This is a genomic window from Corallococcus sp. NCSPR001 (assembly GCF_017309135.1).
GTDB lineage: Bacteria > Myxococcota > Myxococcia > Myxococcales > Myxococcaceae > Corallococcus.
In genome coordinates, this window is record NZ_JAFIMS010000002.1 from 82,866 (window position 1) to 107,320 (window position 24,455).

Below are 24,455 nucleotides of genomic sequence, written 5' to 3' on the forward strand. Positions count from 1 at the left end.
CCCCTGTGTGTGTTTCACTTCATTCGCAGCACGGTGAGGTCCTGCGCCCCCACCACCGTCAATCCCTCACGCGACAGCAAGAGCCCCCGGCCCGCGTCCACGAACGGCTCCGCGTCCGGGAACTCGCGCACCGCCACCAACCGGCCCTGCTGGAGCTCCACGCGCGTCAGCCCGGCGTCCGTGGCGCAGAAGAGCGCGCCCCCCACGGCGCACTTCCCGCGCAGCGTCCCCAGCCACGAGCCGTCCCCCGCGTCGGCCCGGGCGCTCGCGCGCACCGCTCCGTCCGCCCCCAGCAACACCGCGTGGTGCACGGTGCGGCCATTCGCCTCCTCCGCGAGCAGCAACCACACCGAGTCCGCGTCGAACACCGCCTCCGCATCCAGCAACTGCCCCGATGGCCACGGCAGCGCGAGCCCGTCCCGCAGACCCTTGCGCTCCACGTTGAACAGGAAGGCTCCTCGCAGCCCCGCCGCGCGGTGGAACCCCAGGCCGAACCGGGGTCCCACGAACAGCCGCGTCTGTCCCTGCAGCACGTCCCCCCACTGCTCGGCCCCATAGGCCCCGTCGCGCCACAGCCCGCCGCCCGCCGCCCAGAACCGGTGTCTGGCATTGGCCGCGAACACCGGCCGGTTGTCGCAGACATCCACGCCCAGGAACTCCGTCTCCCGGCCTGGAGTGAAGACCGCCACGCGGCCCTGGTGACCCAGCAGCGTCACGTCGCCCTGCACCGCCCAGCGCAGCGTTGGGTCCAGCGCGCCGCGCATCACCGTGCGGCCGTCCTCGCGCCGGTACGCGCCGTCCGCGTGGTAGACGAAGCGCACCGCACCGTCCTCCGCGCTCGCGTGCACCAGCACCCCTCGGGTGGTGAACGTCCGCTTCGCCGTCACCTGCCCGCGCACCGCCGACACCGGCGTGGCCGCCACCGTCGCGTGCGGCTGACACGTGGGACACGCGGCCCGCGCGTGCTCCAGGCCACACGACGCGCACACCGAGAAGCGAAGCCCCTCCAGCACCGGCAGCGGGAACGCGCCGCGCCGGTCCTCCACGAACACCTGGTGGAACAGGTGCAGCAGGTCATCCGGCAGCGAAGCCCGAGGCAACGCGGGCTTGGGATACTGCACGTCCGGGTGGAATACGGTCACGCGCTGGAGCAGCCGTCCCACCGCGTTCAACCGCGCCGCCTGCGCCTTCGGCTTGTGGATGCCGCCCTGCGGCCCCACGCACAGCAGCGACTGCATCACGGTGACGGCGAAGGCATACCAATCACTCTCCACCGTCGCCGGCCGCGCGGGCGTCAGCGCCTGCGCGCCCGGGTCCAACCGCAGCGGGTCCAGGAACTTCTCCGTGAACACCGGGCACAGGAAGGGACCGAACTGGAAGCTGTCCGCGTCGATGAAGTACGCATCCGTGCCCACGGTCAGCACGTTCAGGTCGTTGAAGTCCCCCACCACCACACGGGCCGCGTGCACCGCCGTCAGCACGCGGTGCAGCCCCGCCAGCACCGTCACCGCGTCCGAGGCCTTGCCTCCCGCGCGCCGGAACGCGGGCTCGCTCCACCGGCGCAACGGCTCCACGCCGTCCAGCTTGCGCATCGCATAGCCCAGCACCTCCGCGCCCTTCTTGTCCGTGGCCAGCGCCTGCGGCGTCACCACGCGCGCCGGAAGCCCCGAGGGGAACGCGCGCAGCTTGCGCTGGTGCTCCACGAGCCGGGCCTTCGCCGCGGCCTGCTCGGGCACCAGTCCGAAGTAGTCCGGGTGCTCGGGCTGCTTGAAGACCTTGAGCGCGCGGCCATCGCCCAGGTCATACACATCCGCCTCGCCGCCCTTGCCCAGCGCCTGCCGCGGATCCACCCGGACCTTCTTCCCCTCCAGCCAGATGTCCATGGCCTCACGCCCTCCCCATCCGGCGGCGCAGCACCACCAGCGTGGTGTCGTCCGTCAGAAGGCCCGGCGTGCGCAGCAGCCGCCGCTCCGCGAAGTCCGCGCGCACCGCTTCACGGTTGAGCTGCGCCAGCCGCCGTCGCACCGCGTCCGGGTTCGTGAAGTACCGGTCCTCCGTCCAGAAGCGCGACAGCGGGCCCACGGGCTCATCGCGCTCCGGCAGCCGCGCCTGCGAAAGGCCCAGCAGGTCCCCCACCCCGTCCGTGCCCACCAGCAGCGCGTGCACGTCCTCCGTGGGCACCAGCGCCCGGCGCTCCAGCCGCACGTCCTCGCCGCGCAGCAGCGCATACGCGAGATACGGCGGCGCGTTGCCCGGGAACGGCCCCAGCGCGTGCACCTGGCCGTTGAGCATCCACACGCCGTCCCCCAACGAGAAGACAAGCGTGTGCACCGGCGTCACCACCGCGCCCACCAGCGTGAAGAGCAGGTCCCCCAGCACGTCCCGCCCCAGCGTGGACGCCAGCCCTTCCATCAACTCCAGCAGGTCCCCTCTCAGCCCCGGCAGGAAGTCCGCGCCGTCCACCGCCTCGCCGCGCTGAAGCCTCGCCTGCGCAGCCTGCGCCAGCCGCCGCACACCCAGCTGCGCCCCCAGCTCGCTGCATGGCTGACTGCCACACCCGTCCGCCACTACCACCACCAGCCCGTGCTCGCTCTCCCGGACGCAGGCGGCGTCCTGGTTGTTGCGCCCCGAACGCGCGTGCTCCCGGCCCTGCACCGAACCCACCGCGAAATCGAAGGGCAGCGTGGACATGGCTCTCCCGTGGCCCTCGAAGGGCACGCACGACGCAAGAACCTGCTGGCGAGTGGACGGCCCCACGCCGTCCGACTTCGTGTACCTACGACACCAACATAGTGTCCAAATGACACGTAGTCAAGGCGACGTGGGACAACCTGTCAGCGGGCGCCGAGGGGCGTGACGGGAGGTGGGGGTGTTCAGAGCTCGAAGTTGAAGCCGGCCTTCTCGAGCTGTTTGTACTTCTTGTGGTCGAACCGGTAGAGGCGCGCGGCGCGGTGGGAGACGTCCTGCTCCACCTCGTCCAGCTCCTCCAGCAGGTCCATGGCGAGGATCTTCTTGCGGAAGTTGCGCTTGTCGAGCTCGCGCTCCAGCACCGTCTCGTACAGCCGCTGGAGCTGCGACAGCGTGAACTTGGGCGGCAGCAGTTCGAACCCGATGGGCTGGTAGCGCACCTTGCCCTTGAGCCGTTGCAGCGCGGTGGCCAGCACGTCTGCGTGGTCGAACGCGAGCTTCGGCGTGTCCCAGACGGAGAACCACGCCGCCTCGCGCGCGTCGGTGGACGCATGGAGGTGGTGCTGGGACAGCTTCACCAGCGCGAAGTACGCCACGGTGATGACGCGGCCCCGGGGGTCGCGGTCCGGAGCGCCGAACGTGTAGAGCTGCTCCAGGTGGCTGGTGCGCAGGCCCGCCTCCTCGTCCAGCTCGCGGCGCGCGGCGTCCTCCAGGGACTCCTCCATGCGCACGAAGCCGCCGGGCAGCGCCCACTGGCCCTGGAACGGCTCCACGCCGCGCTGGATGAGCAGCACCTTGAGGTCGTCCTCGTCCAACCCGAAGACGACGCAGTCCACCGTCACCGCCGGGCGCGGGTACTTATAGGTGTGGCTCAATGGGAAACCCTCCGGCCGGCATCGTGTCCAGGGGACACGGTGCCGGCAAGCGGAAGGTGCGGGGACGCTCTAGACGGCGACGAGCCGGCCCAGGCGGCGCCAGTCGACCAGGTTGACGTTCTCCTCCGCCAGGTCGAACTCCAGCGAGCGGCGCATGCCCAGCACGTCGCCGCCCATCTGGAAGGGCACCTCGCGGTCGAAGTCCATCCGCAGGCGCTCCACGAAGAAGTCGTGCATGCGCGGCATGGGGTGCTCTCCGCGCCACAGGCGGAACATGTTGCGCGTGGCCTCCATCACGCCCGCGCCGTACACGCGCACGGACAGCCGGTGCGGCACCGCCTGCGCGAACGGGAACGCCTTGAAGCCGAAGCCCCACTCCGGCGTCGTCGCCGCGCCCGCCACGCCCGCGGGGCCCTGGTACAACAGCTGCCCCTCACCGCCGTTGGGCACCGGCCGCACCGCGCCCGTCGCGTCCATGGTCAGCGCGGACGCGCCCAGGTTGTAGACGGAGACGTTCGGGTTGCCCTCGCCGAACAGGTGGCGCGGCACCGTGCGCGTGAACATGGCGCCCAGGTAGCCCCGCAGGCCGGACTGCGCCTTCTTCAGCGGCCCGGCGGACGCGAGCTGGTTCTTGAAGTCCTGAATCATCTCCGCGTCCCAGCCCGTGCCCGCGAAGGGCGCCACCCGGCCCTCCACCCGCACCAGGGAGAAGGGACGCAGGGGCGGCAGGCGCTCGCCGTACGCGGCGATCTGCTTCAGGGCCACCTGCGGACGCGGCGCCCCGGTGACGCGCGCCCAGGCGTTGCCCGTGCCCAGCGGCAGCACGCCAATGGCCGGCAGGGCCACGCCCTGGGAGCGCAGCTCGTTGAGCAGGCCCGTGATGGTGCCGTCGCCTCCGCCCGCCAGCAGCAGGTTGGGAGGGTCGTGACGGAGCTGGTCCACCCACTCCTGGGCTTCCTCCAGGGAGCGGGTGAGGGCCACCCGGGCCCGGGGGAGCAGGTCTCGGACGAGCCCGCCCATCCCCTCGGTCCCTTTACGCGCGCGCAGATTGACGAGGACGGCGATGTTCATGGCGGGCGCGACTCTTCCCCAGTTCATGTCATGGCCCCGTCACGAAAAGAGCCCCGGCATGGGGACTCCCCCGAAACATGGGCATCACACCCCCAGGGCGTGGGCCCACCGCGCTTCCAGGTGCCGCTCGGCCGCACGCCGGCGCAGCGTCACCGCCGCGGCGGCCAGCCCTCCCGCGACCAACAGACGACGCAGCCATTGTTTTCCGGTGCCGTGGTAACCGCCGGAGGCCGTGTCCCCCTCCTCCATGGGCTGGAAGACGTTGCCGGGGGTGGGGCCCTGCCGCTCGTCCTGGAAGTGCAGCACCTCCGTGCCCACCCGCATGGTGCGCTCGTACGTGCGGGGGAACAGGCCGTGCATCGCCGCGAAGCTCTTCCCCGCGGGGCCGACAATCACCTCGTCCTGGGGGTGGCGCAGCACGCGGAGGATGGTGCGGGCCACGCGCTCCGGCGTGTAGACGGGCTCCACCGGGCGCACGCGCCAGCCGGTGTAGTTGGCGGTGTGGCGCCACAGGGGCGTGTCGATGGCGGCGGGCATCACCGTGCACACGTCGATGCCCGTGCCCAGCAGCTCCTGGCGCAGCGACGCGGAGAAGCCGCGCACCGCGAACTTGGAGGCCACGTAGGCGCTCAGGTACGGCGCGGGCACGGTGCCAAAGGTGGAGGACACGTTGACGAGCGTCCCATAGCCCTGGCGGCGGAACTGGGCGAGCGCCACGCGCGCGCCGCTCACCGTGCCGAAGAAGTTGGTCTCCATGAGCTGGCGGAACGCCTCGTCCGGCGTCTCCTCCAGGCTGCCCAGCATGTAGACGCCCGCGTTGTTCACCCAGCCGTCGAAGTGGCCGAAGGCCTCCACCGCGGCCTCCGCCAGCATCCGCACGGCCGCCGCGTCCGACACGTCCGTGGGCACCATCAGGGCCTGGACGCCGTGGGACTCGCACTCGGCCGCCAGCTCCTCCAGCGGCTCCTCCCGCCGCGCGGCCAGGACCACGTGGGCGCCCTTCTTCGCCAGCAGCAGCGCCGTGGCCCGGCCAATGCCGCTGGAGGCGCCCGTGATGACGATGACCTTCTTCTTCCAGATGCGATCCATGGAGTGGGTCCTTGTTGGCGGGCCCGCCGGCTCTGGAGGCCCGAGCGTTGAGAAAGGGTTCGTGCACGGAAAGGTGGGGATGACGCCGGGCGTCGCACCCGGGCCGCCGGTGACTCACCCGGAGGGCAACCAACGAAGCAGGGGGCCTCCAAATCCGGACGGGGGTCCACACGCGGGACCGGGGAGCAGGGGCCGGGGGTCGCTGGCCTGGAGGGTGGACAGTCCGGTAGAGGACGGAACGCGGCCTGCATCGCCGGTCCGGCCATCCCTTCCACACCCACGTGACCATGCCCTTCCGTCCGAAGCCGTCCGCGTTCGCGCTGCTGCTGTGCCTGCTGTGCGCCTCCGCCTCGGGGGCCGCGCCCCACCGGCTGGTGGTCTCCAGCGGCGACTGCCGGGACGCGGAGCTGAGCGGCCAGTCCAAGGCGTTCTACGACGCCCTCCGCGCCCGCCCCGAACAGCACGTGCTGAGCGCGCCCGAGTTCGCCGAGCGCCTCTTCCCCGCCTCCTCGCGCTCCTTCGAGGACCTCCAGCGCCAGCTGGACGCCGCGCAGGACCAGTTCTACGAGGGCCGCAACGCCCGCGCGTCCCAGCTCCTGGACGACGCCCTGGGCGACATCCGCCGCCTGCCGCCGGGCGAGCCGCGCTGGAAGCTCTTCGCGCACGCGCAGCTCTTGCACGGGCTCAACCACCGGGCGATGGGGAAGACGAAGGACAGCGACGCGGCCTTCCTCCAGGTGCTGCGCCTCCAGCCGAAGTACCAGTTGGACCCGGACCAGTACGCCCCCTCCATCCGGCAGACCTTCGAGAAGCTGCGCCGCGACCTGGCCCGGACGCCGAAGGTGAAGCTGTCCCTCAAGTCCACGCTGCCCGCGGCGGACGTGTACCTGGAGGGCCTGGGCGTGGGGCAGACGCCGCTCACGCTGGAGCTGCCCGCGGGCGCGTACGAGCTGACGATGGTGAAGGGGGACGCGGTGAGCTTCCCCCGGCAGGTGCAGGCGCAGGGGGCGGACACGCCGCTCCTGGTGGACCTGGCCTACGAAGGGTCGGTGACGGCCGCGCCCTTCCCGTGCCTCTCCGCCGTGGACGGCAACGAGGAGCGCACCTGGAGCCACGCGGTGCGCCTGGGCGGCACGCTGGGCGTGGAGGAGGTCATCGTCGTGCGGCTGGAGCGCCCGAGCAGCGGGCCCAAGTGGTTCGCCGCCACGGTGCTCAACGTCGACGGCGGGCAGAAGCTGCGCGAGGGCGGCTTCAAGACGCAGGGCCTGGACGCGCCCGGTGAGGCGCTCTCCGCGCTGGTGGACTTCGTCACCACCGGGCGCTCGCCCTCCAACCTCGTGGTGATGAACAACGCCAACGGCAAGGCGCCCTGGGACGCGGGCAGCGCGCGGGGCACGGCGGGCGCCTCCGGCACGGGCGCGGACCTCACCGCGCCGAATCTGTTGTCGGAGGACGTCTCCGGCGGCACCCCGCCCGGCACGGGCCTGCGCACGGCGTCGTACGTGGCGATGGGCGCGGGCGTGGCGGCCCTGGGCGGCGCGGGCGTGGTGCGGCTCCTGGCCCAGAAGGACCTGAACGGCCTGGAGGACCGCCGCGCGGCCAACGGCGGCCAATTGGTGAGCACGGACGCGCGGGCCGTCGCGCTGCGCGACTCGCTGGTGGGCAAGAGCAACCTGATGACGGGGCTGCTCGTGGGCGGCGGCGCGGCGGTCGTCACCGGGGCGGTGCTCTTCCTCGTGTCCTCGCCCTCGAAGCCCGCGCCCGTGACGCTGGGCGTGACGGCGGACGAGACGGGCGCGGGGGCGAGCCTCTCCGGGTCGTTCTGACCGTTGCTGGCCGGGGAGCGCCGGGCGCGTAGAGTCGCGCCCCATGCGCGCTTCCCTCCTGCTGTTGCTGCTCTCGGCGAGCACCGCCCTCGCCGCGCCCCGGACGTTCCGCGTCGACTACTTCCACACCGGCAACGCCACCGAGGAGCGCTTCAGCCTGGAGCGGCTGGTGGTGGAGCCCCTGCCCTGGCCGGGCCACCCGGCGCGGGCCATCGACGAGACGAACCTGGGCAAGTACCTCTACGAGGTGCGGGACCGGAAGACGAACCGGCTCCTGTTCTCGCGCGGCTTCGCCTCCATCTTCGGCGAGTGGGAGCTGACGGACGAGGCGAAGCAGGCCCACCGCACCTTCAGCGAATCGCTGCGCTTCCCCGCGCCGAACAGCCCCGTGCAGGTCATCCTGAAGAAGCGCGACGCGCAGAACGCCTTCCGCGAAATCTGGTCGCTGGTGGTGGATCCGAAGGACCCCTTCGTGGATCCGTCCTCGCCGCCCGCGCCGGGCCCGCTGCTGAAGCTGCTGGAGAACGGACCGCCGCAGGACAAGGTGGACTTCCTCATCCTGGGGGACGGCTACACGGAGGCGGAGCGCGCCAAGTTCGAGAAGGACGCGCGCAAGCTGGTGGACACCCTCTTCAGCTTCTCCCCCTTCAAGGAGCGCAAGGCGGACTTCAACGTCTGGGGCCTGATGCCCGCGGCGGCCGAGTCCGGCATCTCCCGGCCCTCCACCGGCGTCCACCGCCGCCCGCCCCTGGGCTCCACCTACGACGCCTTCGGCGCGGAGCGCTACATCCTCACCTTCGACAACGCCGCGCTGCGTGACACCGCCGCCTTCGCGCCCTACGAGTTCATCGAAATCCTGTCCAACGGCAACACCTACGGCGGCGGAGGCATCTTCAACCTCTTCAGCACCGTGGCCTCCGACAGCCTCTGGGCCCCCTACGTCTTCGTCCACGAGTTCGGCCACCACTTCGCGGGGCTGGCGGACGAGTACTACACGTCCGCCCCCGTCTACGGCGCCGCGCCCTTCGAGCGGGTGGAGCCCTGGGAGAAGAACGTCACCGCCCTCCACGACCCCGCCCAGCTCAAGTGGAAGGACCTGGTGGCGCCGGGGACCCCGCTGCCCACGCCCTGGAATCAGTCCACCTATGACGCGCATGCCCTGCAAGTGCAGCAACGCCGGCAGAAGATTCGCGCGGAGCGCAAACCCGAGGCGGAGATGGACGCGCTCTTCACGGAGCAGCGCAACTGGGAGGAGAAATTCCTGGGCACCCAGAAGGTCTCCGGGAAGGTGGGCGCCTTCGAGGGGGCCCACTACGAGGCGAAGGGCTACTTCCGGCCCCAGACGGACTGCGTGATGTTCACCCGCGACCGGGTGCCCTTTTGCGCGGTGTGCCAGCACGGCATCAACGAGGTCATCGACCTGTACGCCGGTCCAGCGTCCACCCCTGCACGGAAGACTCCCTGACTTCCTTCGATTCCCAGGCCCCTGGGCGTCCTTTCGCGTGACAGGGACGTGGCGGGTGGTTGGGCAAATGGACGCCCCTCTGTTTTCGGGTGTAAGGGGGACCGCACCTGCAATCTGGACCACCCCTATCTGGGAGGCATTCACATGCTGAAGCAGAGCCTGAAGCGGAGCTGGCTGCCGGCGCTCGTGACCACCGTGTTCGTCACGGTCGGCACGGGTTGCGGCGACGAGTGTGTCGATCAGTTCGACTGTCGTGACAAGGGCGCGGCCCCCGCGGGTCAGACGTGGACCTGCGTGGAGAACAAGTGCGAGCTGCGCACGCTGAACATTCCTCCGGAAGAGGACGCGGGCACGGAGACGGACGCGGGCACGGAGACGGACGCGGGCACCGACGCCGGCACGGAGACGGACGGCGGCACGGGTCCCCAGGCGTGCAACCCGGCCTGCGCGCTGACCGAGTCCTGCGACATCGAGGCGAACACCTGCACGCCTTCCAGCGTCACCACGCCGCTGGCGGACACGAGCGCGCAGATCGCCGCGTTCGTCGCCGCCCCGGCGGGCGCGCTGACCACGCCGCAGCCGGTGAGCGGCGCGTTCGTGACCTTCATCAAGCCCGCGGTGGCGGGCAGCGCGGCCACGGAGCCCTCCGGCTTCTTCCTGCAGGCCGAGGCCAACGGCCCGGCGATGTTCGTGCGCGACTCCGCGTCCACCACGGCGGTCGCCGTGGGTGACCGCGTGACGCTGAACGTCACGGAGAAGGAGATCATCAGCGGGCTCAACGTGGCGAAGACCGTCACGGACCTGACCGTGGTGAGCAAGAACCACGGCGTGTGGAGCCTGGACACCGCGACGCCCGCGGGCCTGAAGGTGGACGCGAACGCCGTCAGCACCTTCGAGGACGGGGGCACGACCAGCCTCTACGAGAGCCGCCTGGTCACCGTGTCCGGCAAGCTGGAGGCGGGCGCTGGCAGCGGCGCGGCCTTCACCGCCTTCCCGCTGATCACCACGGGTGAGCCGTCCCCCAGCCCCCTGCGCCTGCGCGTGCCCACCACCCTGTCCACGGACCTGGACCTGGTCACGGGCTGCGACGTGGTCGTCCCCACCGGCGTGGTCTGGCGCTTCACCGCCCAGCCGCAGGTGTCCGTGTTCGCGCCGGAGCAGCTGACCATCACCGGCTGCCCCGCGCCGAAGCTCACCGAGGCGCGTCCGCTGAGCGGCACGGAAGTGCGGCTGACGTTCGACCGGAAGATCGACGCGGCCAGCGTGCAGGCGGAGGACTTCGGCATCACGCCGACCGTGGCCGTCTCCGCGGCGACGGCGACGGGCAACCAGGTCGCGCTGACCACCGGCGACCTGACGGCGGGCACCCAGTACACGGTGACGGTCAACGGCGAGGTGAAGGACCTGGCCGGCAAGGCCGTGGACGCGACCGCCAAGACCGCGACCTTCACCGGCCTGACGCCTCCTCCGACGGGCCCGTCGCTGGTCATCAATGAGATCGACTACGACAACGTGGGCACCGACAACGCGGAGTTCGTGGAGATCTACAACCGCGGCACCGCGGCGGCGGACCTGACCAGCGTCAAGCTGGTGTTCGTCAACGGCGACTCCAACGCCAACCCGCGCATCGAGTACCTGAAGTTCAACCTGGCGGACACGAAGGACGCGCAGGGCAACGCGGTCACGTCGCTGCCCGCGGGCGGCTACATCGTCGCGGCGGCCGAGCCGTACTTCACCACGGCGACCCTGCCGGCGGGCACGCTGAGGCTGGTCATCAAGTCGGCCTCCAACGCGAACACCGACATCATCCAGAACGGCAGCGGTGACGGCGTGGGCCTGGTCGACGACGCGGCGGGCACGCTCCTCGACAGCGTGTTCTACGAGCCGGGCGCCCAGAACCCCACGTTCAGCATCACCACGGCCGCGGGCGTCAAGTCGCTGAACTTCGAGGAGGGCGCGCGCACCACCGCCTCCGACTCGAACAGCGCCGTGGGCTCCCTGCAGCGGACCCCGAACGGCAACGACACGAACAACAACAACGCGGACTTCGCGTTCGTGACCACGGTGACCCCGGGCGCGCCGACGCCGTAGTCGCCGCGTCCGACACCTTGACGTGACTTCAGGGCCGCGTTCCCCCATCCGGGGAGCGCGGCCCTTCTTCTTGGATGACAGGGGGATGTGTCACTCTTGGAGGCAGGGGGATGCACCGCCCGTCATCGCGACAGGCCATGCGTCCCTTCCGGCGTCCGGACCGGATGGCATCCATGGCTCTTCCTCGAATCGTCGCGCCCCTCGTCGCCCTTCTGCTCACCGCGTGTCCCGGATCCACGCCGCCGACGCCGGTCGTGCCGTCCGACAGTGGCGTGTCCACCGACAGCGGAGTGCCCACCGACGGTGGCGGTACACCCGACGACGGTGGCGTGTCCGGCGACGCGGGTACGTCCGAGGATGGCGGCGCGTCGGGTGACGGCGGATCATCCGATGACGGCGGATCATCGGGTGACGGCGGCTCCTCGGGTGACGGCGGCTCCTCGGGTGATGGCGGCCCGTCGGGTGACGGCGGTGTGCCTTCCGATGGCGGAGTGTCCCCCGATGCTGGAGCGCCGGATGCAGGCAGCATCGCGGAGCTGACCGTGACGTCGCTGGGGCTCGGTGATGGGCGCGTGGGACAGCCCTATGCCTTCAACCTCACCGCCTCCGGCGGGCGCGCGCCGCTCACCTGGAGCTTCACCGGGACGCTGGCCGCGGGGCTCACCCTCTCCACCGACGGCGCCCTGTCCGGCACCCCCACCGCCGCGGGCTCGACGGTCTTCACCGCCACCGTGCGCGACGCGGACGGCCAGACCGCGTCCGCGCGGCTGATCGTGATCGTGCAGCCGGTCCTCTCGCTGTTCACCGTGGGCCACTGGAACCTGGAGTGGTTCGGCGCGCCCAACCAGGGACCGGCCAACTCCACCTCCGACGGCGGCGTGACCGACGACCTCCAGATCGCGGGAGCGACGAGCGTCATCCGCGACGCGGGGGCCCATGTCTGGGGCCTGGTGGAGATGGTGGACACCGTGGACTTCAACACGCTCATGGCGGGGTTGCCCGGCGGCTACAGGGGCTTCCTCGCCAACAACACCACCTACGTCCTCAGCGGCGCGTCGCAGTACTCCGCGGGCGAGCAGAAGCCCGGCATCCTCTACGACAACTCGCTCACCTACCGCAGCGCCCAGGTCATCCTCACCGCGCAGGCCGCCGACTTCGGCGGACGCCCGCCGCTGCGCGTGGACTTCACCACCCGCATCCACGGCGAGGACGCGCCGCTGGTCGTCATCGTCACGCACATGAAGGCCTTCGAGGACATGACGTCCTATGGCCAGCGCCAGCGCTCCTCGACCGCCCTCAAGAGCTACCTGGACCAGTGGCTGCCCGAGGCGCGCGTGCTCGTCATCGGGGACTGGAACGATGACCTGGACCATTCCATCTCCACGCAGAACGGCGTCGCGCTGCCCACGCCCTACCAGAACTTCCTGGACGACCCCACGCACTACACCTTCCTCACGAAGGTGCTGACCGACGCCACCATCCGCACCACCACGGAGTACAACGAAGTCATCGACCACACGCTCGTCACCGACGAGGTCGCCGTGGACGCGGTGCCCGGCGGCGTCCAGGTGCTCCGGCCCGACGCGACGATTCCTGACTACGCGCGCACCGTCAGCGACCACTACCCCGTCCTCACCCGCTACGACCTGAGCGGCGTTCCCGGTCCGCGCGTGCGCGTCACCGCGCCCCTGGGCGGCACGTTCATCGTGGGCACCCCGCTGACGCTCACGTGGCGCTCGGCGGGCGTGAGCACCGTGCGCATCGAGGCCACCTACGACGGCGGCGACCTCTGGAACGTCGTGGCCCCCTCCGTGAGCGCGAGCGCGGGCACCTTCACGTGGACCGTGCCCGACGTGGAGAGCGACCTGGTGCGCGTGCGCGTGGTGGACACGGCCAACGCGTCGCGCTTCGACATGGTCCCCGGCCGCATGTGGTTCACGCGCACGGCGCCCCGGGTGATCATCAACGAGGTGCTCGCCAACGAGCCCGCGCTCCCCGGCGGCACCGCGCACGAGTTCGTGGAGCTCTACAACACGGGCACCGCCCCCATGGACCTGTCCGGCTGGACCCTGTGGGACGCCCTGAACCCGCAGCACGTCTTCGCCGCGGGCACGGTGCTGCAACCGGGCCGGCCCCTGGTCGTCTTCGGTGGACCCGCGGGCTTCCCGGCCGGCACGCCCGACACCGTCGCGGCCTCCAGTGGGACGCTGGCGCTCAACAACGGTTCGGACACCGTGCAGCTCAAGCTCCCGGACGGCGGCGTCGTGGACCGCGTGGAGTACTTCAGCACCGTGGACGCGGTGTCCATCAACCGCTCCCCGGACCTGTCGCCGGACGCGGGCTTCGTGCTGCACACCACGCTGACGCCCGGGCTGCAGTCCTCGCCGGGCCGGCGCGCGGATGGAGGCGCGTTCTAGTCAACGCAGCGGCGGGGACTGGGGGTCGGGCCCGGGCTCCCTGACCACGGGCACGGCCTCCACGTCCCGGGCGATCCACTCCTGGCCATGGTCCTCGTAGGTGACGCGGATCTCGTCACCTTCGGACAGGTCGTGCAGCTGCACGTTCTCGTCGGCGCGCTTGAACCGCGTGGCCTCGTCCACCAGGACCTCCTGCTCCTGGCCATGGCCGTCCACGAAGAGCAGCTCGTCGTCGCCCACCCAGGACACCCGGCCCGCGGCCCAGCCCATGGGCCGCGTCTGCTGACCGGAGCCGCCTGTTCCCTCTGGAGCCGGAGCGGGTTCGCCCTTCACCTCCGAGCCCGCGGTCTTCAGGGCCTTGGGGTCCACGGCCTCCTTGGAGGCCATCAGCCCGCGCAGCACCTCCGAACGTCCCTCGCGGTGCTTCGCGGAAGGGGCGTCCGCGCCCGGCTCACCGCCCTTGCACGCCGACAGTCCCCCGAGTCCCATCAGGCCCAGCATCAGCAGGCTCGCCGTCCCGCGCGTTCTTCGCATTGGCCACGTCCTCCCGCGTCGTGCGAAGGAGCCCACATCCCAACGGAGTCCCCTCCATGGCGCGCGGGCCCACTCTCCCCCGGTAAAGATGGGGACACCCTGCCCCACCAGGAACCACGACCGTAGCGGCCTGGGCCTGGCTGCCTATCCGGCCAGGAGCCAGTCGCGCACCGCGAGGAAGCGGGCCGTGGGTGCCGCGGCCCTGCGCCACGCGACATAGAGCGTTCCCCGAGGCCGCCGCGCGGAGCGCCGGCCCGGCTCCGGCGTGAGCGTCACGACCCGCTTCTCACGCACGGCGGGCGCCACCAGGTAGTCGGGCAACACCGCCAGCCCCGCGCCCGCCTCCACCAGGGCCAGCATCTCATCCAGGTTCGCGACGCGGCACACCACCTGCGCGGGCAGGGGTTCCCTGGGTCCAAAGGCGGCGCGCCACCAAGGCGCCAGCATGGCCAGGTCCGCGTCGAAGGCGATGAACCGGTGCGAACCGAAGTCGCGTGCCCCGCGCGGCGTCCCCCAGCGCTTCAGGTACGCGGGCGCGCCGATGGCGACGAACTCCTCCTGGGCCACCGCACGGACCTCCAGGCCCGGAGCGTCCGGCAACAGCCCGACGATGCCCAGGTCCAACGCTCCGTCCAGCAACAGCCGTGACACGCGGCTGGGCACGTCGAAGCGCACGTCCAGCCGCAGCTCCGGGTGGCGCGCCAGCAGGCCCGGCAGACGGGGGCGGAGCCAGTACCGGAAGAAGGGCCAGGGACCGCCCAGGGACACCTCGCCGCGCACGGCGCGCTGGGCCTCGGAGGCCGCCTCCAGCGCCGCGTCCACCGCGGGCAGGTGTTCTCCCAGCCGCGCGACGAGGGCGGCGCCCGCCGGAGTGAGCCGGGCCCGGCGCCCCACGCGTTCGAACAGCGCCACGCCCACGTGCCGCTCCAGGGCCTTGAGCTGCTGGCCCACGGCGGAGGCGGTGATGCCCAGGCGCGTGGCCGCGGCCGCGTGCGTGCCCGCCCGGCTGACCTCCCACAGCGTCCAGAGCGCTTCGTGATTGCCAAGCATGGCTTCAGTTTATGTGAAGTGGCTCTCGGTTTTCTTGGGGACGGCCGGGACGTATCTCATCGCCCATCGCCCCCAGGGAGTGGGGCTCGAAGGAGGACGTCCCATGGAAGCGATCACCGCCGTGAAGGTGCTGCTCATCGTCACCAGCCACTCGCAGTTCGGGAACACCGGGGAGAAGACGGGCTTCTGGTTGGAGGAGCTGGCCGCGCCGTACGAGCAGTTCACCAGGGCTGGCGCGCAGGTGGACATCGCGTCGCCGCTGGGAGGCAAGGCGCCCGTGGATCCGCGCAGCGAGAAGGAGCAGACGGAGGACACGCGCGCCTTCCTCGCGGACGCCGAGGCGACGAAGAAGCTGGCGAACACGAAGGTGCTCGCCCAGGTGAAGGACACCTACGACGCGTACTTCGTGGTGGGCGGGCACGGCGTGATGTGGGACCTGGCCCAGCACGCGCCGGCGCATCAACTGCTGTCCGCGGGCTACGCGCGGGGCGCGGTGGTGGCGGCGGTCTGCCACGGCCCGGCGGCGCTGGTGGGCGTGAAGGGACCGGACGGCAAGCCGCTGGTGGCGGGCAAGCGCGTGGCGGCCTTCAGCAACGCGGAGGAGCAGGCGGCGAAGTTCGACGCCATCGTCCCCTTCCCGCTGGAGACCCGGATGCGGGAGCTGGGCGCGCGCTACGAGTCCGGCCCGTTGTGGAAGAGCTTCACGGTGCGCGACGGGCGGCTCGTGACGGGACAGAACCCGGCGTCCTCGGCCGCCACGGCGAAGGAGGTCCTGAAGGTCCTGGCCGAGAAGAAGCAGGCCCCGGCCCCCAAGGGCTGAGGTCAGCCGAACTGGAAGCCGGAGATGCGCGTCCCCATCATGGAGCCGGACCACGAGGTGGTGCCCCGGTCACCCCCGGCGGCACCGGCGACGACCATCAAGGGGAGCAGGTGCTCCTCGCGAGGATGGGCGAGCCGCGCGTAAGGGGCCTGCAGCCACTGCGTGAGCTTCGCGTCACGCTCGGCCGCGGGAGAGGTCGCGGCGTCCTGGACCCACGCGTCGAACTTCGCGGAGACCTCGTGGGCGCGAGGGTCTCCGAAGGCGCGCAGGTTGTGGAACGTCATCCCGCTGCCGATGATGAACACGCCCTCGTCGCGCAGCGGCGCGAGCGCCCGGCCCATGGCCAGGTGCTCCGAGGGGTCCAGCCCCTGCTTCAGCGAGAGCTGGACGCAGGGGATGTCCGCCTCCGGGTACATCAGCTTCAGCGGGATGAAGGTGCCGTGGTCGTAGCCGCGCGCCGGGTCCTCCGACGTGGCGATGCCCGCCGAGGCGAGCAGCTCGCGCACGCGCGCGGCGAGCCGTGGGTTGCCCGGGGCCGGCCAGGAGATGCGGTACGACTCCGGCGGGAAGCCGTAATAGTCATACAGGATGGGGGGCGCGGCGGACGTCATCACCGTGGCCACGGGCTCCTCCCAGTGGGCGGAGATGACGAGCAGCGCCTTCGGCGGCGTCGCGAGCCGCGGGCCCACCTGGCGCAGGGAGTCCGCGAGCGCCTGGACCTCCGCTTTCGGAAGGCCCAGGTCCACGAAGGGCCAGGGGCCTCCGCCGTGCGGGATGAAGACGACGGGCAGGCGCGAGGAGGGATGGGACGTGTCGGTCGGCATGTGGGGCCTCTCGGTGCCATTCAACTCCACGGCGGGACTGGCGCGCCAACGCACTCGGAGTTCAGCAGCCCAGCGCCTTGAGACACGGCGGCTTCTGCTATGAACCGGCGCGGGGGACGGAGGTGCGGTCCCGTCGAGATGGGGGTGGCATGAAGAGCATCATCGGCTGGGCGCTCGCCGCGTTCGGCGTCATCGGCATTGGCATCGAGATCGACAAGCTGATCAGCGGCACCGCGGAGAACACGGTCGCGGGGTTCATCATCGGCGCCGTCTTCGTCCTCGCAGGCCTGGCACTCGTGCGCTCCGCGCGGCGCGCGAAGCTGCCCCCCGGGTCGAGGGATGCGCCTGTCGCGGTGCGGCCCTCGATGGACTCCCGTGATGTCGAACGGGCCGTGCTCGCCTGCGCGCAGGGACACGGCGGCCGCGTCACCATCGCCGAGGTGGCGGCGGGCACGCACCTCTCCTTCACCGAAGCCAAGGAGGTGCTCGAGGCGCTCTCCCGCGCGGGCGCCTGCACCGTGGACGTCACGGAGAACGGCGCGTTCCTCTACGAGTTCAGCGGCCTGATGCCGCGCGAGACGGCCTCCGCGGCGCTCAAGCCCTGATTCCCTCGCCGCACGCCTATCGCCCCAGCTTGAGGGTCACGGTCGCGGAGTCGTCCACGGTTCCCTTCAGCGTGAAGCGCAGCTCCCAGACGCCGGGCATGAAGAGGTCCGTGTCGGAGACCTCGAAGGTCCCGGGCTCTCGCGCGGTGACTCGGGGAACTTCGGAGATGCCGTGGCCCATGGCGGGCATCCAGGGCTGGACGGACAGCACGACACCGGGCACCGGCTTTCCCGACGCGGCGTCGGTGACTCGCACCTGGAATGTCTGAACGCCCCTTCGGAGCGGTGTCATCGAGGAGAGGACCTCGACGCGGAGCCGGCTGGATGCGCTGGTTCCTGTTCCCACGGGAGAGGGCGTCGCGCCCAGCAACAGCATTCCCATCAGCAGTGCCTTGATCATCCCTGCCGTGTAGCGGAAGAGGCGGGCCCGGGTTCTGCGACAAGGTGTCGCATCGCGCACGAGGTCCGGATGCGCGAGGGTGCGCCATCATGTCCGCCCTTCCATCCACTTCCGCGCAGCCCCGTTCGTGGCTGTTCGTGGTGCTGGGAGCCACGGGGCTGACCGTGTCCGCGCTGGCCTGCGCGGCGCTCGTGATGGTGCTGGACTTCGCCTGGTCGGAGGCACCCCCTGCGAACGCCTCGTGGGAGCTGGAGGTACCGCCGCCCGTGTATGGCCCGCTGCCCGCGCTCACTCTTCGTGATGCGCGAGGCCAGCCGCTGGAGTCCCAGCAGCTTCAGGGACAGCTGACCCTGCTCCAGTTCGCGTTGGTTCCCCTCCCCTTCCTGCGACAGGTCCAGGAACGGCTGGAGGCCGACGGCGTCCCGCTCCAGGTCGTCATCGCGACGTCGCGCGACTCCACGGTGCTCCACCCGGATTGGCAGCCGCTGCGGGACAGCGGACGCCTCCTGTTATTGGCGGATCAACGCCTCCAGGTCCGGGGCGTCTACGACTCGAGTCAGGCCGCATCCAACTCCGAACGCGTCATCACGGACGCGCGCTGTCTGCGCTCCTGCCCCCCTCTATGAAGACCCCATTCCTCTTCGTGCTCGCCGGAGCCCTGGTCATCGCGTTGCTGTTCACGGCGTGGCCTCGCGTTCAACGTGAACGCGCGCGGGTCGCCGCGGAGAGCCTTCCCCAGTACGGGCCGCTCCCGCGCTTCGAGCTGACCGCCCAGACGGGGCGCCCCTTCTCCGACGCCGACATGCGGGGCCACCTCTACGTCGCGGACTTCTTCTTCACCCGCTGCCCCACCGTGTGCCCGCTGCTCACGGAGAAGATGCTGAAGGTGCAGCGGCAGGCCCGGGAGCAGGGATTGGACGTGCGCTTCGCCTCGTTCAGCGTGGACCCGCGCCATGACACGCCGGAGCGGCTGACCGCCTATGCGCGCGACCACCGCATCGACACGTCAAACTGGACGCTGCTGACGGGCCCGCTGGACCAGGTGGAGACCACCGTCCTGGAGGGCTTCCGGGTGATGATGGGCCGCGACGCCGACGCGGGCGAAGATGACTTCTTCAGCGTCTTCCACGGAGAGCACTTCGTCCTCGTGGACGCCCGGGGACAGCTGCGCGGCTACTACCGCGTCACCGAGGGCGAGGGGGGATTGGAAGCCCTGCTCCGGGACGCCGCGCTGCTGGCTCGGGCCCCGGAGTGACAACTGGTAATTCAGGAAATATAGACTCATGCGGCCGTTCATCCCCGACCCGGAGAACAGAGTGTCGCACCCTACGATCCGCACCATCCTCGGCGCATCCGCCCCGGACTCGCTTGACCCCTTCAGCACCGCGTTGCTGGTGATCGACTTCCAGGAGGAGTACTTCAGCGGAAAGCTGCCCATTCCGGATGGGATGCGCGCGCTGAACAACGCCAAGAAGCTCATCGCCTTCGCGGATCGGAACAAGCTGCCGGTCTTCCACGTGTGGCACGTGAGCCCGTCCGGCGCCCCCGTCTTCGCCCACGACAGCGCGACGGTCTTCTGCCACAAGGACCTCCAGCCGGCCTCCCACCACAAGGTCGTGAAGAAGAACCAGATCAGCGTGTTCCAGGGCACGGAGCTCCATCACGAGCTTCAAATCTCCCGGATCAAGACGCTGATCATCTCCGGCCTGATGACCCACGCCTGCGTGTCCGGCGCGGCGCGGGATGCGGTCCCCCTCGGCTACAACGTCATCGTGGCGGACGACGCCTCGGCCACCCGGGACATCGATGTGCCCGGCGGCGGCATCATTCCCCATGATGTGCTGCACAAGTCCGCGCTCGTGACCATCGCCGACACCTTCGGCGCCGTCATGGGCACCAACGCCATCGTGAACCTGAACGTCCGCTGACGCGACGGAAGGCAGCGGGCTCGCCGCACAGGACGGGCCCGCTTTCTTCCGCGCTCAGGAGGCCTTGACTTTAAATCTACATAGGTAGATTTAGAGCCATGCCACGAACCCGCGCACTGTCGAATCACGCCCGCGCCGTTCTTGCCGCACTGTTGGATGCGGGCGCGGGCTGGTCGCACGGGTATGAGCTGTGCCGCACCGCGGACGTGAAGTCGGGCACGCTCTACCCGCTGCTGATCCGCCTCGAAGCCCAGGGCTATCTCGAAGCCGAGTGGCAGCAACCGACGGAGGGCGGGCGGCCGCCAAGGCACGCCTATCGCCTGACCCAGACCGGGGTCCAGCTCGCGCGCGACAATCCGCCAGACCGCAAGGTGGCTGCCCGCTCCGGCCTTCGCGAGGTGCCGACATGAGCGTCCGCGTCCAACGGCGCATGGCGGACCTGCTGTGCCGCGCCCTGCAGTCCATCCTGCCACCCCAGCTGCGTGACTGGGGGCTGGCCATCCGCCATGAGCTCGCGGAGATCCCCGATGACACCGAGGCCCTGTCGTTCGCGCTCGGGAGCGTCCGTGGATTGGCGCCGCGTGCCATTGGAATGCTCCTGATGCAGCCCTTCGGCGCGTTGCACAGCCCGCGTGCCGTCGGTGCGCTCTGCGCGGCCGGCGCGGTCGCCATGGGGCTCGTCTACATGACGCTTGCCGGCGCGCCTGTCAGCTACCTCGGCGTCAACGCGGGCGCGCTCGTCATCGGTCTTGTCCTGTTGGCCCTCGTCAGCCGCATCCCGGAGGCGGGTGGGCGCGTGTCCGGGGCCCTGATCTTCGGCCTCTCGCTTCTGCTGCTCGCCACCGCATTCGCCGGCCTCCGCGTCGAGGGTGCAGTTCGCTGGGTCAGGCTCGGCGGCGTGAGCGTGCAACCGAGCCTGGTCCTCCTGCCGCTCATGCTCGCCGGGTTCTCCCGGACGCGGACCCCGCTTGCGACGATGGGGATCGCCGTTGCCGCGCTGGCCATGGCGCTCCAGCCCGACCGTGCGATGGCGGCCATGATGACAGCGGCGCTGGCGACCGTCGCGGCGACGCGCGCGGACCGGCCGGCGTCCCTGGCCTTCACGGTCAGCCTCCTGGCGCTCGGGGTGACGCTGCTGCGGCCCGACGCGCTCCCCGCCGCGCCCTTCGTCGACCAGGTCCTCTTTTCGTCCTTCCAGGTCCATGTCCTTGCCGGGCTGGCTGTCGTGGCCGGCTCGGCCCTGCTGCTCGTCCCTGTGCTCATCGGTGGGTCCCTTGACGAGGACAGCCGCGCGACCTCCCTCGCCTTCGGGGCTGCCTGGCTTACGGCGACCCTCGCCGCCGCGTTTGGCCATCATCCGACTCCGGTCGTGGGCTACGGCGGCAGCGCGATCCTCGGCTATGTCCTGAGCCTCGCGACCCTGCCGAGGCCGGTGAGCTCGCGGGTCGGCCCGGCGACCGCTCCGCCCGACACGCCGCTGGATTCGCACGACCTCCACTCCAGGCTCGCGCTCGCCCGGCCATGACCCTGCCTCGTCCTGGACGGCGGGTTCGATACCTGCTGCCGGTTGTACTGCTTGCCCTCGGGCTCTGGTTCACGTGGACGCGGCTCACGCGCAGCCGAGGCGACCAGAGGGCTTCGTTCACGCCCGCGAGTCAGCAGTGCGACGCGCAGGGCCCCCTGCGCTACTGCATCAACACGGCCGCCGGGGGCACCAACGGCGACATCGTGTATCACCACCACGGGCGCAATCTCGACGAGACGGTCTGGAACGACGACACCTACTTCACGGGCATGCTGCAGGCGCAATGGCAGGCCGCCGGAGTCCTCCCGCCCACGGTTGTCACGGTCTCCTACGGCTCGACCTGGCTCCTGACGCCGAAGGGCAAGCAGGAGGACAGCGGACTGCTCGATGACTTCATGTCACGTCTGCCTGCGATCGAGGCGAAGGTCGGACGCCCCCGGCGGCGGATGCTGTTGGGAGAATCGATGGGTGGGCTCAATGTCCTGGTCGCGGGCCTCTCCCATCCGGAGCAGTTCGCGAAGGTCGCGGCGCTCTGTCCGGGCGTCTACACCGACACCCCGTTCTCCTCCTTCGACACGATCAGGGCCTCGATGGAGCGCACGGGGGCAGATCCCAAGATCGTGTTCGGGGTCTGGTTGATGGCGCGCAAGTACGTGGCCGACGAAGCCGAGTGGCGCCGCGTCTCGCCCCTGCACCTGGTCGCGCAAGCGGGGCCGGACCATCCGGAGCTCTATCTCTCCTGCGGCCTCTACGATGCCTACGGCAACTACGAAGGCACCGAGCGCCTCGCCCACCTCGCCCGTCAGCGTGGCGTCAGGACCGAGTGGCATCCGCTCTATGGCGGCCACTGCGCGTCCGACGTGGCTTCGCTGGCCGACTTCCTCGTGAAATGACAGTCCGTGGAGTGACGCGGATTACATGAGCCCCGCTCGGGCCAACAGTTCGCGCACCCGCCGCGCCAGCGCGATGTGCTCGGGGTTGGCCACGGTGAAGCGCTCGGGGGTGAGGATGATCAGGGTGCCCTTGTCCTCCACGGGCTCGATGCGCACGGGGGCGGGCAGTGGCGGCACTGTGCCCAAGCGAAGTGAGAGGTACGTGATCCAGCCCAAGGAAAAGGGGGACGAGTCGGGCTCCGGGTACTGCATCCTGTAGGCGCTGGAGCTTGCCAACGCCCAATCCGGCTCCCAAGAAGACACCATGCTGCGCACAACGTCCGTTAGCACTGGCGTCGTGAGCAACCGGCCCGCATTCGGCCCTTTTGATGGCAGGGAAAGGACGCAGTGGTTGGAAACGGCTTCTGAGTACATGCCGCCATTGATGCGCAGACTCGCGTAATCATCACTGCGGCCACCGTTGTCGAAGGAGAAGCGAAATCCCAGTTGCTCGATGGCCGGCCCTCCCTTCTCGCGGTTGACGCCTCGCCGAAACAGCTCGGTCAAGGTGGGCACATCCGGCGGCATGAGGGGCGCATTGCGCGCGTCCTTGCGTGACTTGGCGGGCTTGTACCATTGAGCCAGAAGGGGGTCGCACGAAGCCAGGAGGTTGAGGAAGGTTACCGTTCGCCGAGCACACTCCTCGGGTGACTCCTTACGCGGGCCCCAGTAGGCGCCAGCATTGTAGGTTTCAGGGTAGGTCTCAGGCTCGGACTTACCAGTCACGATGTTCTCTCCTCAGAGCGCCGGGGTGTGGATGACCTTGATTCCTTTGACTTCCGCGTCCGCAAGCAGCTTCCGAATGGCATTCGCGGCATGCTTCTCCGAGACGTGCCACTCGATGGGGATGCCCAGACCCCGTACCTTGTCGCTCTGTCGCTGGGCCTGGTCAATGAGACCCTGTGCTCCGGAGTTCCGGAACCACTCCTTGGGCTCCAGCCCATCGAAAAACTTCGCGTAGCCGGGTCCCTTGGCTTCCAGCAGCACGCCGTTCTTGAAGCCGTCGAACTTCACGCCGCCAGCCTGCGTGCTCATGCCTCCGACCCAGTAGGCATCATCGGCGGAGTGTCCCGTGATCTGCTCCTGATAGCGCCGAGCGGGCGGCTTCATGGACTCCTTCGCCGGCCCCCACTGCCCCGGGCCCTGGGAAGGTGCTCCTCCCTTCGAGGCAGTGTTCGCCCGCTGGAGGATGATGGCCGCTCCGGGCCCTCCGCTCACCATCGACGCCACGCGCCCTGCTGGCACCGCGACGCGCTCCAACGCCAGCGCGCCCTCCGCTGACAGCGAGAGCACCGGCACCGTGGCTTCCGCGCCCAGCGCCATGCCCTTCAGCGTCCGCGTCGTGGCCGACGCCGCGCCCCCGGTGATGAGCAGGCCCGTCGTCAGCCGCGACACCTCGCGGATCTGCTCGCCACGGGTCATGGACTGGAAGCGCTCCCAGTACATGGGCGAGGACGCGATGAGTGCTGCCACGCTCGCTGGCAGGTTGCTCAGTCCCGCGATGCTGTCCACGGGACGCGTCAGCAATTGGCCCAACGCGTGGTACAACTCCACGAACGCATCTTCCGCGCCATCCAGGGTGCGGCTGAGGACGTCCGCGTCGTCGTACACCTCGGCCAGGGGCCGCCAATCCGAGGCCTGGAGCCGCGCGTCCACGGCGCGGAAGACACCGCCCTTGCCGCTGTAGAAGCAGCCCAGCTCGAAGCCATGCGCACGGAAGGCTCCATCCTTCCACTCGACGGGGGCCACCTTCTGTTGCGTGCGCCCGGTGAGGGCCCATGCCAGATAGCCATCCGGGCGTAGCACCGCGACCTGCTCCCGGGAGAAGCGCTCCACCCACCGCAGCAGCTCCTGCCGCGTGACTTCGCCTCTCTCCATCACCTCGCGCAGGATGAAGCCCGCGGCCATCCGAGGTGGGAAGGTGCTCAACGTGACGGGCTTGCCCAACAACACATCCATCAGACGCGCGGCTTGCGCGGGCGTCAGCACGCCTCCCACGGGGCTTTCGTCCCGCGCCTCCAGCCCCGCGTCCGTCAGTAGCTTCTCCCAGGCGTCTTCCCTCGCGTCAGGGTGAGCGAGGCTGCCGCCCACGGCCCCAACCATTGCTCGCGAGTCCTCGCCCGCTGTGTCCTCCCGCAGATTCCGGCGGCGTGCCATCCGCTCCCCTGAAGCCGCAAGGGAGGTTCGCGGCGAGGTCCGAGCGGAGGACACATTCTCGCGCGGCGATTGAGCCCGCGCTGGGGCTGGAGGCTGCGTGTAGCTCAGGCTCAGGTCTCCGCGAGACGTGGGCGACACCGAAGCGCACCCTGTCGCCA

The 24,455-nt window shown here is 70.3% G+C and carries 23 protein-coding genes; 12 read left to right on the top strand and 11 right to left on the bottom strand.

The window, feature by feature from the left end:
- Positions 1 to 14 precede the first annotated feature (14 nt).
- The 5 genes from JYJ93_RS02175 to JYJ93_RS02195 all read right to left on the bottom strand — a co-directional run bounded on the left by JYJ93_RS02175 (position 15) and on the right by JYJ93_RS02195 (position 5,723).
- Positions 15 to 1,883: a hypothetical protein gene (locus tag JYJ93_RS02175; protein WP_206786210.1), complete on the bottom strand. Its 1,869-nt coding sequence runs from the start codon at positions 1,881 to 1,883 to the stop codon at positions 15 to 17.
- 4 nt (positions 1,884 to 1,887) lie between these two features.
- A complete protein-coding gene (locus JYJ93_RS02180) occupies positions 1,888 to 2,691 on the bottom strand; it encodes a protein phosphatase 2C domain-containing protein (RefSeq protein WP_206786211.1) in 804 nt (267 codons plus the stop codon).
- A gap of 182 nt (positions 2,692 to 2,873) precedes the next feature.
- On the bottom strand, positions 2,874 to 3,563 hold the full coding sequence (locus JYJ93_RS02185) for an NUDIX domain-containing protein (protein WP_206786212.1): 690 nt from the start codon (positions 3,561 to 3,563) through the stop codon (positions 2,874 to 2,876).
- A 69-nt stretch (positions 3,564 to 3,632) separates the two neighbouring features.
- On the bottom strand, positions 3,633 to 4,634 hold the full coding sequence (locus tag JYJ93_RS02190; RefSeq protein WP_206786214.1) for a diacylglycerol kinase family protein: 1,002 nt from the start codon (positions 4,632 to 4,634) through the stop codon (positions 3,633 to 3,635).
- Between the two features lie 84 nt (positions 4,635 to 4,718).
- Positions 4,719 to 5,723: an SDR family oxidoreductase gene (locus tag JYJ93_RS02195; protein ID WP_206786215.1), complete on the bottom strand. Its 1,005-nt coding sequence runs from the start codon at positions 5,721 to 5,723 to the stop codon at positions 4,719 to 4,721.
- Positions 5,724 to 6,010: 287 nt separating this feature from the next.
- Between JYJ93_RS02195 and JYJ93_RS02200 the strand changes: the two genes are divergently transcribed.
- From JYJ93_RS02200 to JYJ93_RS02215, 4 genes are all read left to right on the top strand, one after another.
- The gene (locus JYJ93_RS02200; protein ID WP_206786216.1) at positions 6,011 to 7,549 is read left to right on the top strand and encodes a PEGA domain-containing protein; all 1,539 of its coding nucleotides are present in this window, start codon (positions 6,011 to 6,013) and stop codon (positions 7,547 to 7,549) included.
- Positions 7,550 to 7,592: 43 nt separating this feature from the next.
- Positions 7,593 to 9,014, top strand: a complete 1,422-nt coding sequence (locus JYJ93_RS02205; RefSeq protein WP_206786217.1) for an IgA Peptidase M64 — start codon at positions 7,593 to 7,595, stop codon at positions 9,012 to 9,014.
- Positions 9,015 to 9,158: 144 nt separating this feature from the next.
- On the top strand, positions 9,159 to 11,105 hold the full coding sequence (locus tag JYJ93_RS02210; RefSeq protein WP_206786218.1) for a lamin tail domain-containing protein: 1,947 nt from the start codon (positions 9,159 to 9,161) through the stop codon (positions 11,103 to 11,105).
- Positions 11,106 to 11,278: 173 nt separating this feature from the next.
- Entirely contained in the window at positions 11,279 to 13,522 is a 2,244-nt protein-coding gene (locus tag JYJ93_RS02215; protein WP_242543627.1) for a lamin tail domain-containing protein, read from the top strand.
- Here JYJ93_RS02215 and JYJ93_RS02220 read toward each other — a convergent pair whose 3' ends face one another.
- Both JYJ93_RS02220 and JYJ93_RS02225 read right to left on the bottom strand, forming a co-directional pair.
- Positions 13,523 to 14,056 carry a hypothetical protein gene (locus JYJ93_RS02220; protein ID WP_206786220.1) on the bottom strand — a complete coding sequence of 178 codons (534 nt, stop codon included), beginning with the start codon at positions 14,054 to 14,056 and terminating at the stop codon, positions 13,523 to 13,525.
- Between the two features lie 144 nt (positions 14,057 to 14,200).
- Positions 14,201 to 15,106: a LysR family transcriptional regulator gene (locus tag JYJ93_RS02225; RefSeq protein ID WP_206786222.1), complete on the bottom strand. Its 906-nt coding sequence runs from the start codon at positions 15,104 to 15,106 to the stop codon at positions 14,201 to 14,203.
- A gap of 121 nt (positions 15,107 to 15,227) precedes the next feature.
- Here JYJ93_RS02225 and JYJ93_RS02230 point away from each other — a divergent pair, with 121 nt between their 5' ends.
- Positions 15,228 to 15,926: a type 1 glutamine amidotransferase domain-containing protein gene (locus JYJ93_RS02230; protein ID WP_347402711.1), complete on the top strand. Its 699-nt coding sequence runs from the start codon at positions 15,228 to 15,230 to the stop codon at positions 15,924 to 15,926.
- A 2-nt stretch (positions 15,927 to 15,928) separates the two neighbouring features.
- Here JYJ93_RS02230 and JYJ93_RS02235 read toward each other — a convergent pair whose 3' ends face one another.
- The gene (locus JYJ93_RS02235; RefSeq protein WP_206786227.1) at positions 15,929 to 16,750 is read right to left on the bottom strand and encodes a class III extradiol ring-cleavage dioxygenase; all 822 of its coding nucleotides are present in this window, start codon (positions 16,748 to 16,750) and stop codon (positions 15,929 to 15,931) included.
- 149 nt (positions 16,751 to 16,899) lie between these two features.
- Here JYJ93_RS02235 and JYJ93_RS02240 point away from each other — a divergent pair, with 149 nt between their 5' ends.
- A complete protein-coding gene (locus tag JYJ93_RS02240; protein ID WP_206786228.1) occupies positions 16,900 to 17,355 on the top strand; it encodes a hypothetical protein in 456 nt (151 codons plus the stop codon).
- A gap of 16 nt (positions 17,356 to 17,371) precedes the next feature.
- On the opposite strand, the gene JYJ93_RS02245 is transcribed toward JYJ93_RS02240, so the two are convergent.
- The gene (locus tag JYJ93_RS02245) at positions 17,372 to 17,755 is read right to left on the bottom strand and encodes a FixH family protein (protein ID WP_347402691.1); all 384 of its coding nucleotides are present in this window, start codon (positions 17,753 to 17,755) and stop codon (positions 17,372 to 17,374) included.
- A gap of 89 nt (positions 17,756 to 17,844) precedes the next feature.
- On the opposite strand from JYJ93_RS02245, the gene JYJ93_RS02250 reads away from it, so the two are divergent.
- The 6 genes from JYJ93_RS02250 to JYJ93_RS02275 all read left to right on the top strand — a co-directional run bounded on the left by JYJ93_RS02250 (position 17,845) and on the right by JYJ93_RS02275 (position 22,101).
- A complete protein-coding gene (locus JYJ93_RS02250; protein ID WP_206786232.1) occupies positions 17,845 to 18,381 on the top strand; it encodes a hypothetical protein in 537 nt (178 codons plus the stop codon).
- On the top strand, positions 18,378 to 19,010 hold the full coding sequence (locus JYJ93_RS02255) for an SCO family protein (RefSeq protein ID WP_206786234.1): 633 nt from the start codon (positions 18,378 to 18,380) through the stop codon (positions 19,008 to 19,010). The genes JYJ93_RS02250 and JYJ93_RS02255 overlap by 4 nt, the downstream gene beginning before the upstream one ends.
- 61 nt (positions 19,011 to 19,071) lie before the next feature.
- The gene (locus JYJ93_RS02260) at positions 19,072 to 19,683 is read left to right on the top strand and encodes an isochorismatase family cysteine hydrolase (RefSeq protein ID WP_206786235.1); all 612 of its coding nucleotides are present in this window, start codon (positions 19,072 to 19,074) and stop codon (positions 19,681 to 19,683) included.
- A 98-nt stretch (positions 19,684 to 19,781) separates the two neighbouring features.
- Positions 19,782 to 20,093, top strand: a complete 312-nt coding sequence (locus JYJ93_RS02265; RefSeq protein WP_206786237.1) for a PadR family transcriptional regulator — start codon at positions 19,782 to 19,784, stop codon at positions 20,091 to 20,093.
- Complete coding sequence (locus JYJ93_RS02270) at positions 20,090 to 21,208, top strand: FtsW/RodA/SpoVE family cell cycle protein (protein WP_206786239.1); 1,119 nt, start codon at positions 20,090 to 20,092, stop codon at positions 21,206 to 21,208. Before JYJ93_RS02265 ends, JYJ93_RS02270 begins: the two co-directional genes overlap by 4 nt.
- Positions 21,205 to 22,101: an alpha/beta hydrolase-fold protein gene (locus JYJ93_RS02275; protein ID WP_206786241.1), complete on the top strand. Its 897-nt coding sequence runs from the start codon at positions 21,205 to 21,207 to the stop codon at positions 22,099 to 22,101. The genes JYJ93_RS02270 and JYJ93_RS02275 overlap by 4 nt, the downstream gene beginning before the upstream one ends.
- A 21-nt stretch (positions 22,102 to 22,122) precedes the next feature.
- Here JYJ93_RS02275 and JYJ93_RS40760 read toward each other — a convergent pair whose 3' ends face one another.
- Entirely contained in the window at positions 22,123 to 22,866 is a 744-nt protein-coding gene (locus JYJ93_RS40760; RefSeq protein WP_206786243.1) for an immunity 52 family protein, read from the bottom strand.
- 12 nt (positions 22,867 to 22,878) lie between these two features.
- A complete protein-coding gene (locus tag JYJ93_RS02285) occupies positions 22,879 to 24,243 on the bottom strand; it encodes a Tox-REase-5 domain-containing protein (RefSeq protein WP_242543630.1) in 1,365 nt (454 codons plus the stop codon).
- Positions 24,244 to 24,455 lie beyond the last annotated feature (212 nt).

Bases quoted from the DNA above. Each gene is read 5' to 3' on its own strand.
- JYJ93_RS02175 (WP_206786210.1), bottom strand. From the start codon at position 1,883: ATGGACATCTGGCTGGAGGGGAAGAAGGTCCGGGTGGATCCGCGGCAG.
- JYJ93_RS02180 (WP_206786211.1), bottom strand. From the start codon at position 2,691: ATGTCCACGCTGCCCTTCGATTTCGCGGTGGGTTCGGTGCAGGGCCGG.
- JYJ93_RS02190 (WP_206786214.1), bottom strand. From the start codon at position 4,634: ATGAACATCGCCGTCCTCGTCAATCTGCGCGCGCGTAAAGGGACCGAG.
- JYJ93_RS02195 (WP_206786215.1), bottom strand. From the start codon at position 5,723: ATGGATCGCATCTGGAAGAAGAAGGTCATCGTCATCACGGGCGCCTCC.
- JYJ93_RS02200 (WP_206786216.1), top strand. From the start codon at position 6,011: ATGCCCTTCCGTCCGAAGCCGTCCGCGTTCGCGCTGCTGCTGTGCCTG.
- JYJ93_RS02205 (WP_206786217.1), top strand. From the start codon at position 7,593: ATGCGCGCTTCCCTCCTGCTGTTGCTGCTCTCGGCGAGCACCGCCCTC.
- JYJ93_RS02210 (WP_206786218.1), top strand. From the start codon at position 9,159: ATGCTGAAGCAGAGCCTGAAGCGGAGCTGGCTGCCGGCGCTCGTGACC.
- JYJ93_RS02215 (WP_242543627.1), top strand. From the start codon at position 11,279: ATGGCTCTTCCTCGAATCGTCGCGCCCCTCGTCGCCCTTCTGCTCACC.
- JYJ93_RS02220 (WP_206786220.1), bottom strand. From the start codon at position 14,056: ATGCGAAGAACGCGCGGGACGGCGAGCCTGCTGATGCTGGGCCTGATG.
- JYJ93_RS02225 (WP_206786222.1), bottom strand. From the start codon at position 15,106: ATGCTTGGCAATCACGAAGCGCTCTGGACGCTGTGGGAGGTCAGCCGG.
- JYJ93_RS02235 (WP_206786227.1), bottom strand. From the start codon at position 16,750: ATGCCGACCGACACGTCCCATCCCTCCTCGCGCCTGCCCGTCGTCTTC.
- JYJ93_RS02240 (WP_206786228.1), top strand. From the start codon at position 16,900: ATGAAGAGCATCATCGGCTGGGCGCTCGCCGCGTTCGGCGTCATCGGC.
- JYJ93_RS02245 (WP_347402691.1), bottom strand. From the start codon at position 17,755: ATGATCAAGGCACTGCTGATGGGAATGCTGTTGCTGGGCGCGACGCCC.
- JYJ93_RS02250 (WP_206786232.1), top strand. From the start codon at position 17,845: ATGTCCGCCCTTCCATCCACTTCCGCGCAGCCCCGTTCGTGGCTGTTC.
- JYJ93_RS02255 (WP_206786234.1), top strand. From the start codon at position 18,378: ATGAAGACCCCATTCCTCTTCGTGCTCGCCGGAGCCCTGGTCATCGCG.
- JYJ93_RS02265 (WP_206786237.1), top strand. From the start codon at position 19,782: ATGCCACGAACCCGCGCACTGTCGAATCACGCCCGCGCCGTTCTTGCC.
- JYJ93_RS02270 (WP_206786239.1), top strand. From the start codon at position 20,090: ATGAGCGTCCGCGTCCAACGGCGCATGGCGGACCTGCTGTGCCGCGCC.
- JYJ93_RS02275 (WP_206786241.1), top strand. From the start codon at position 21,205: ATGACCCTGCCTCGTCCTGGACGGCGGGTTCGATACCTGCTGCCGGTT.
- JYJ93_RS02285 (WP_242543630.1), bottom strand. From the start codon at position 24,243: ATGGTTGGGGCCGTGGGCGGCAGCCTCGCTCACCCTGACGCGAGGGAA.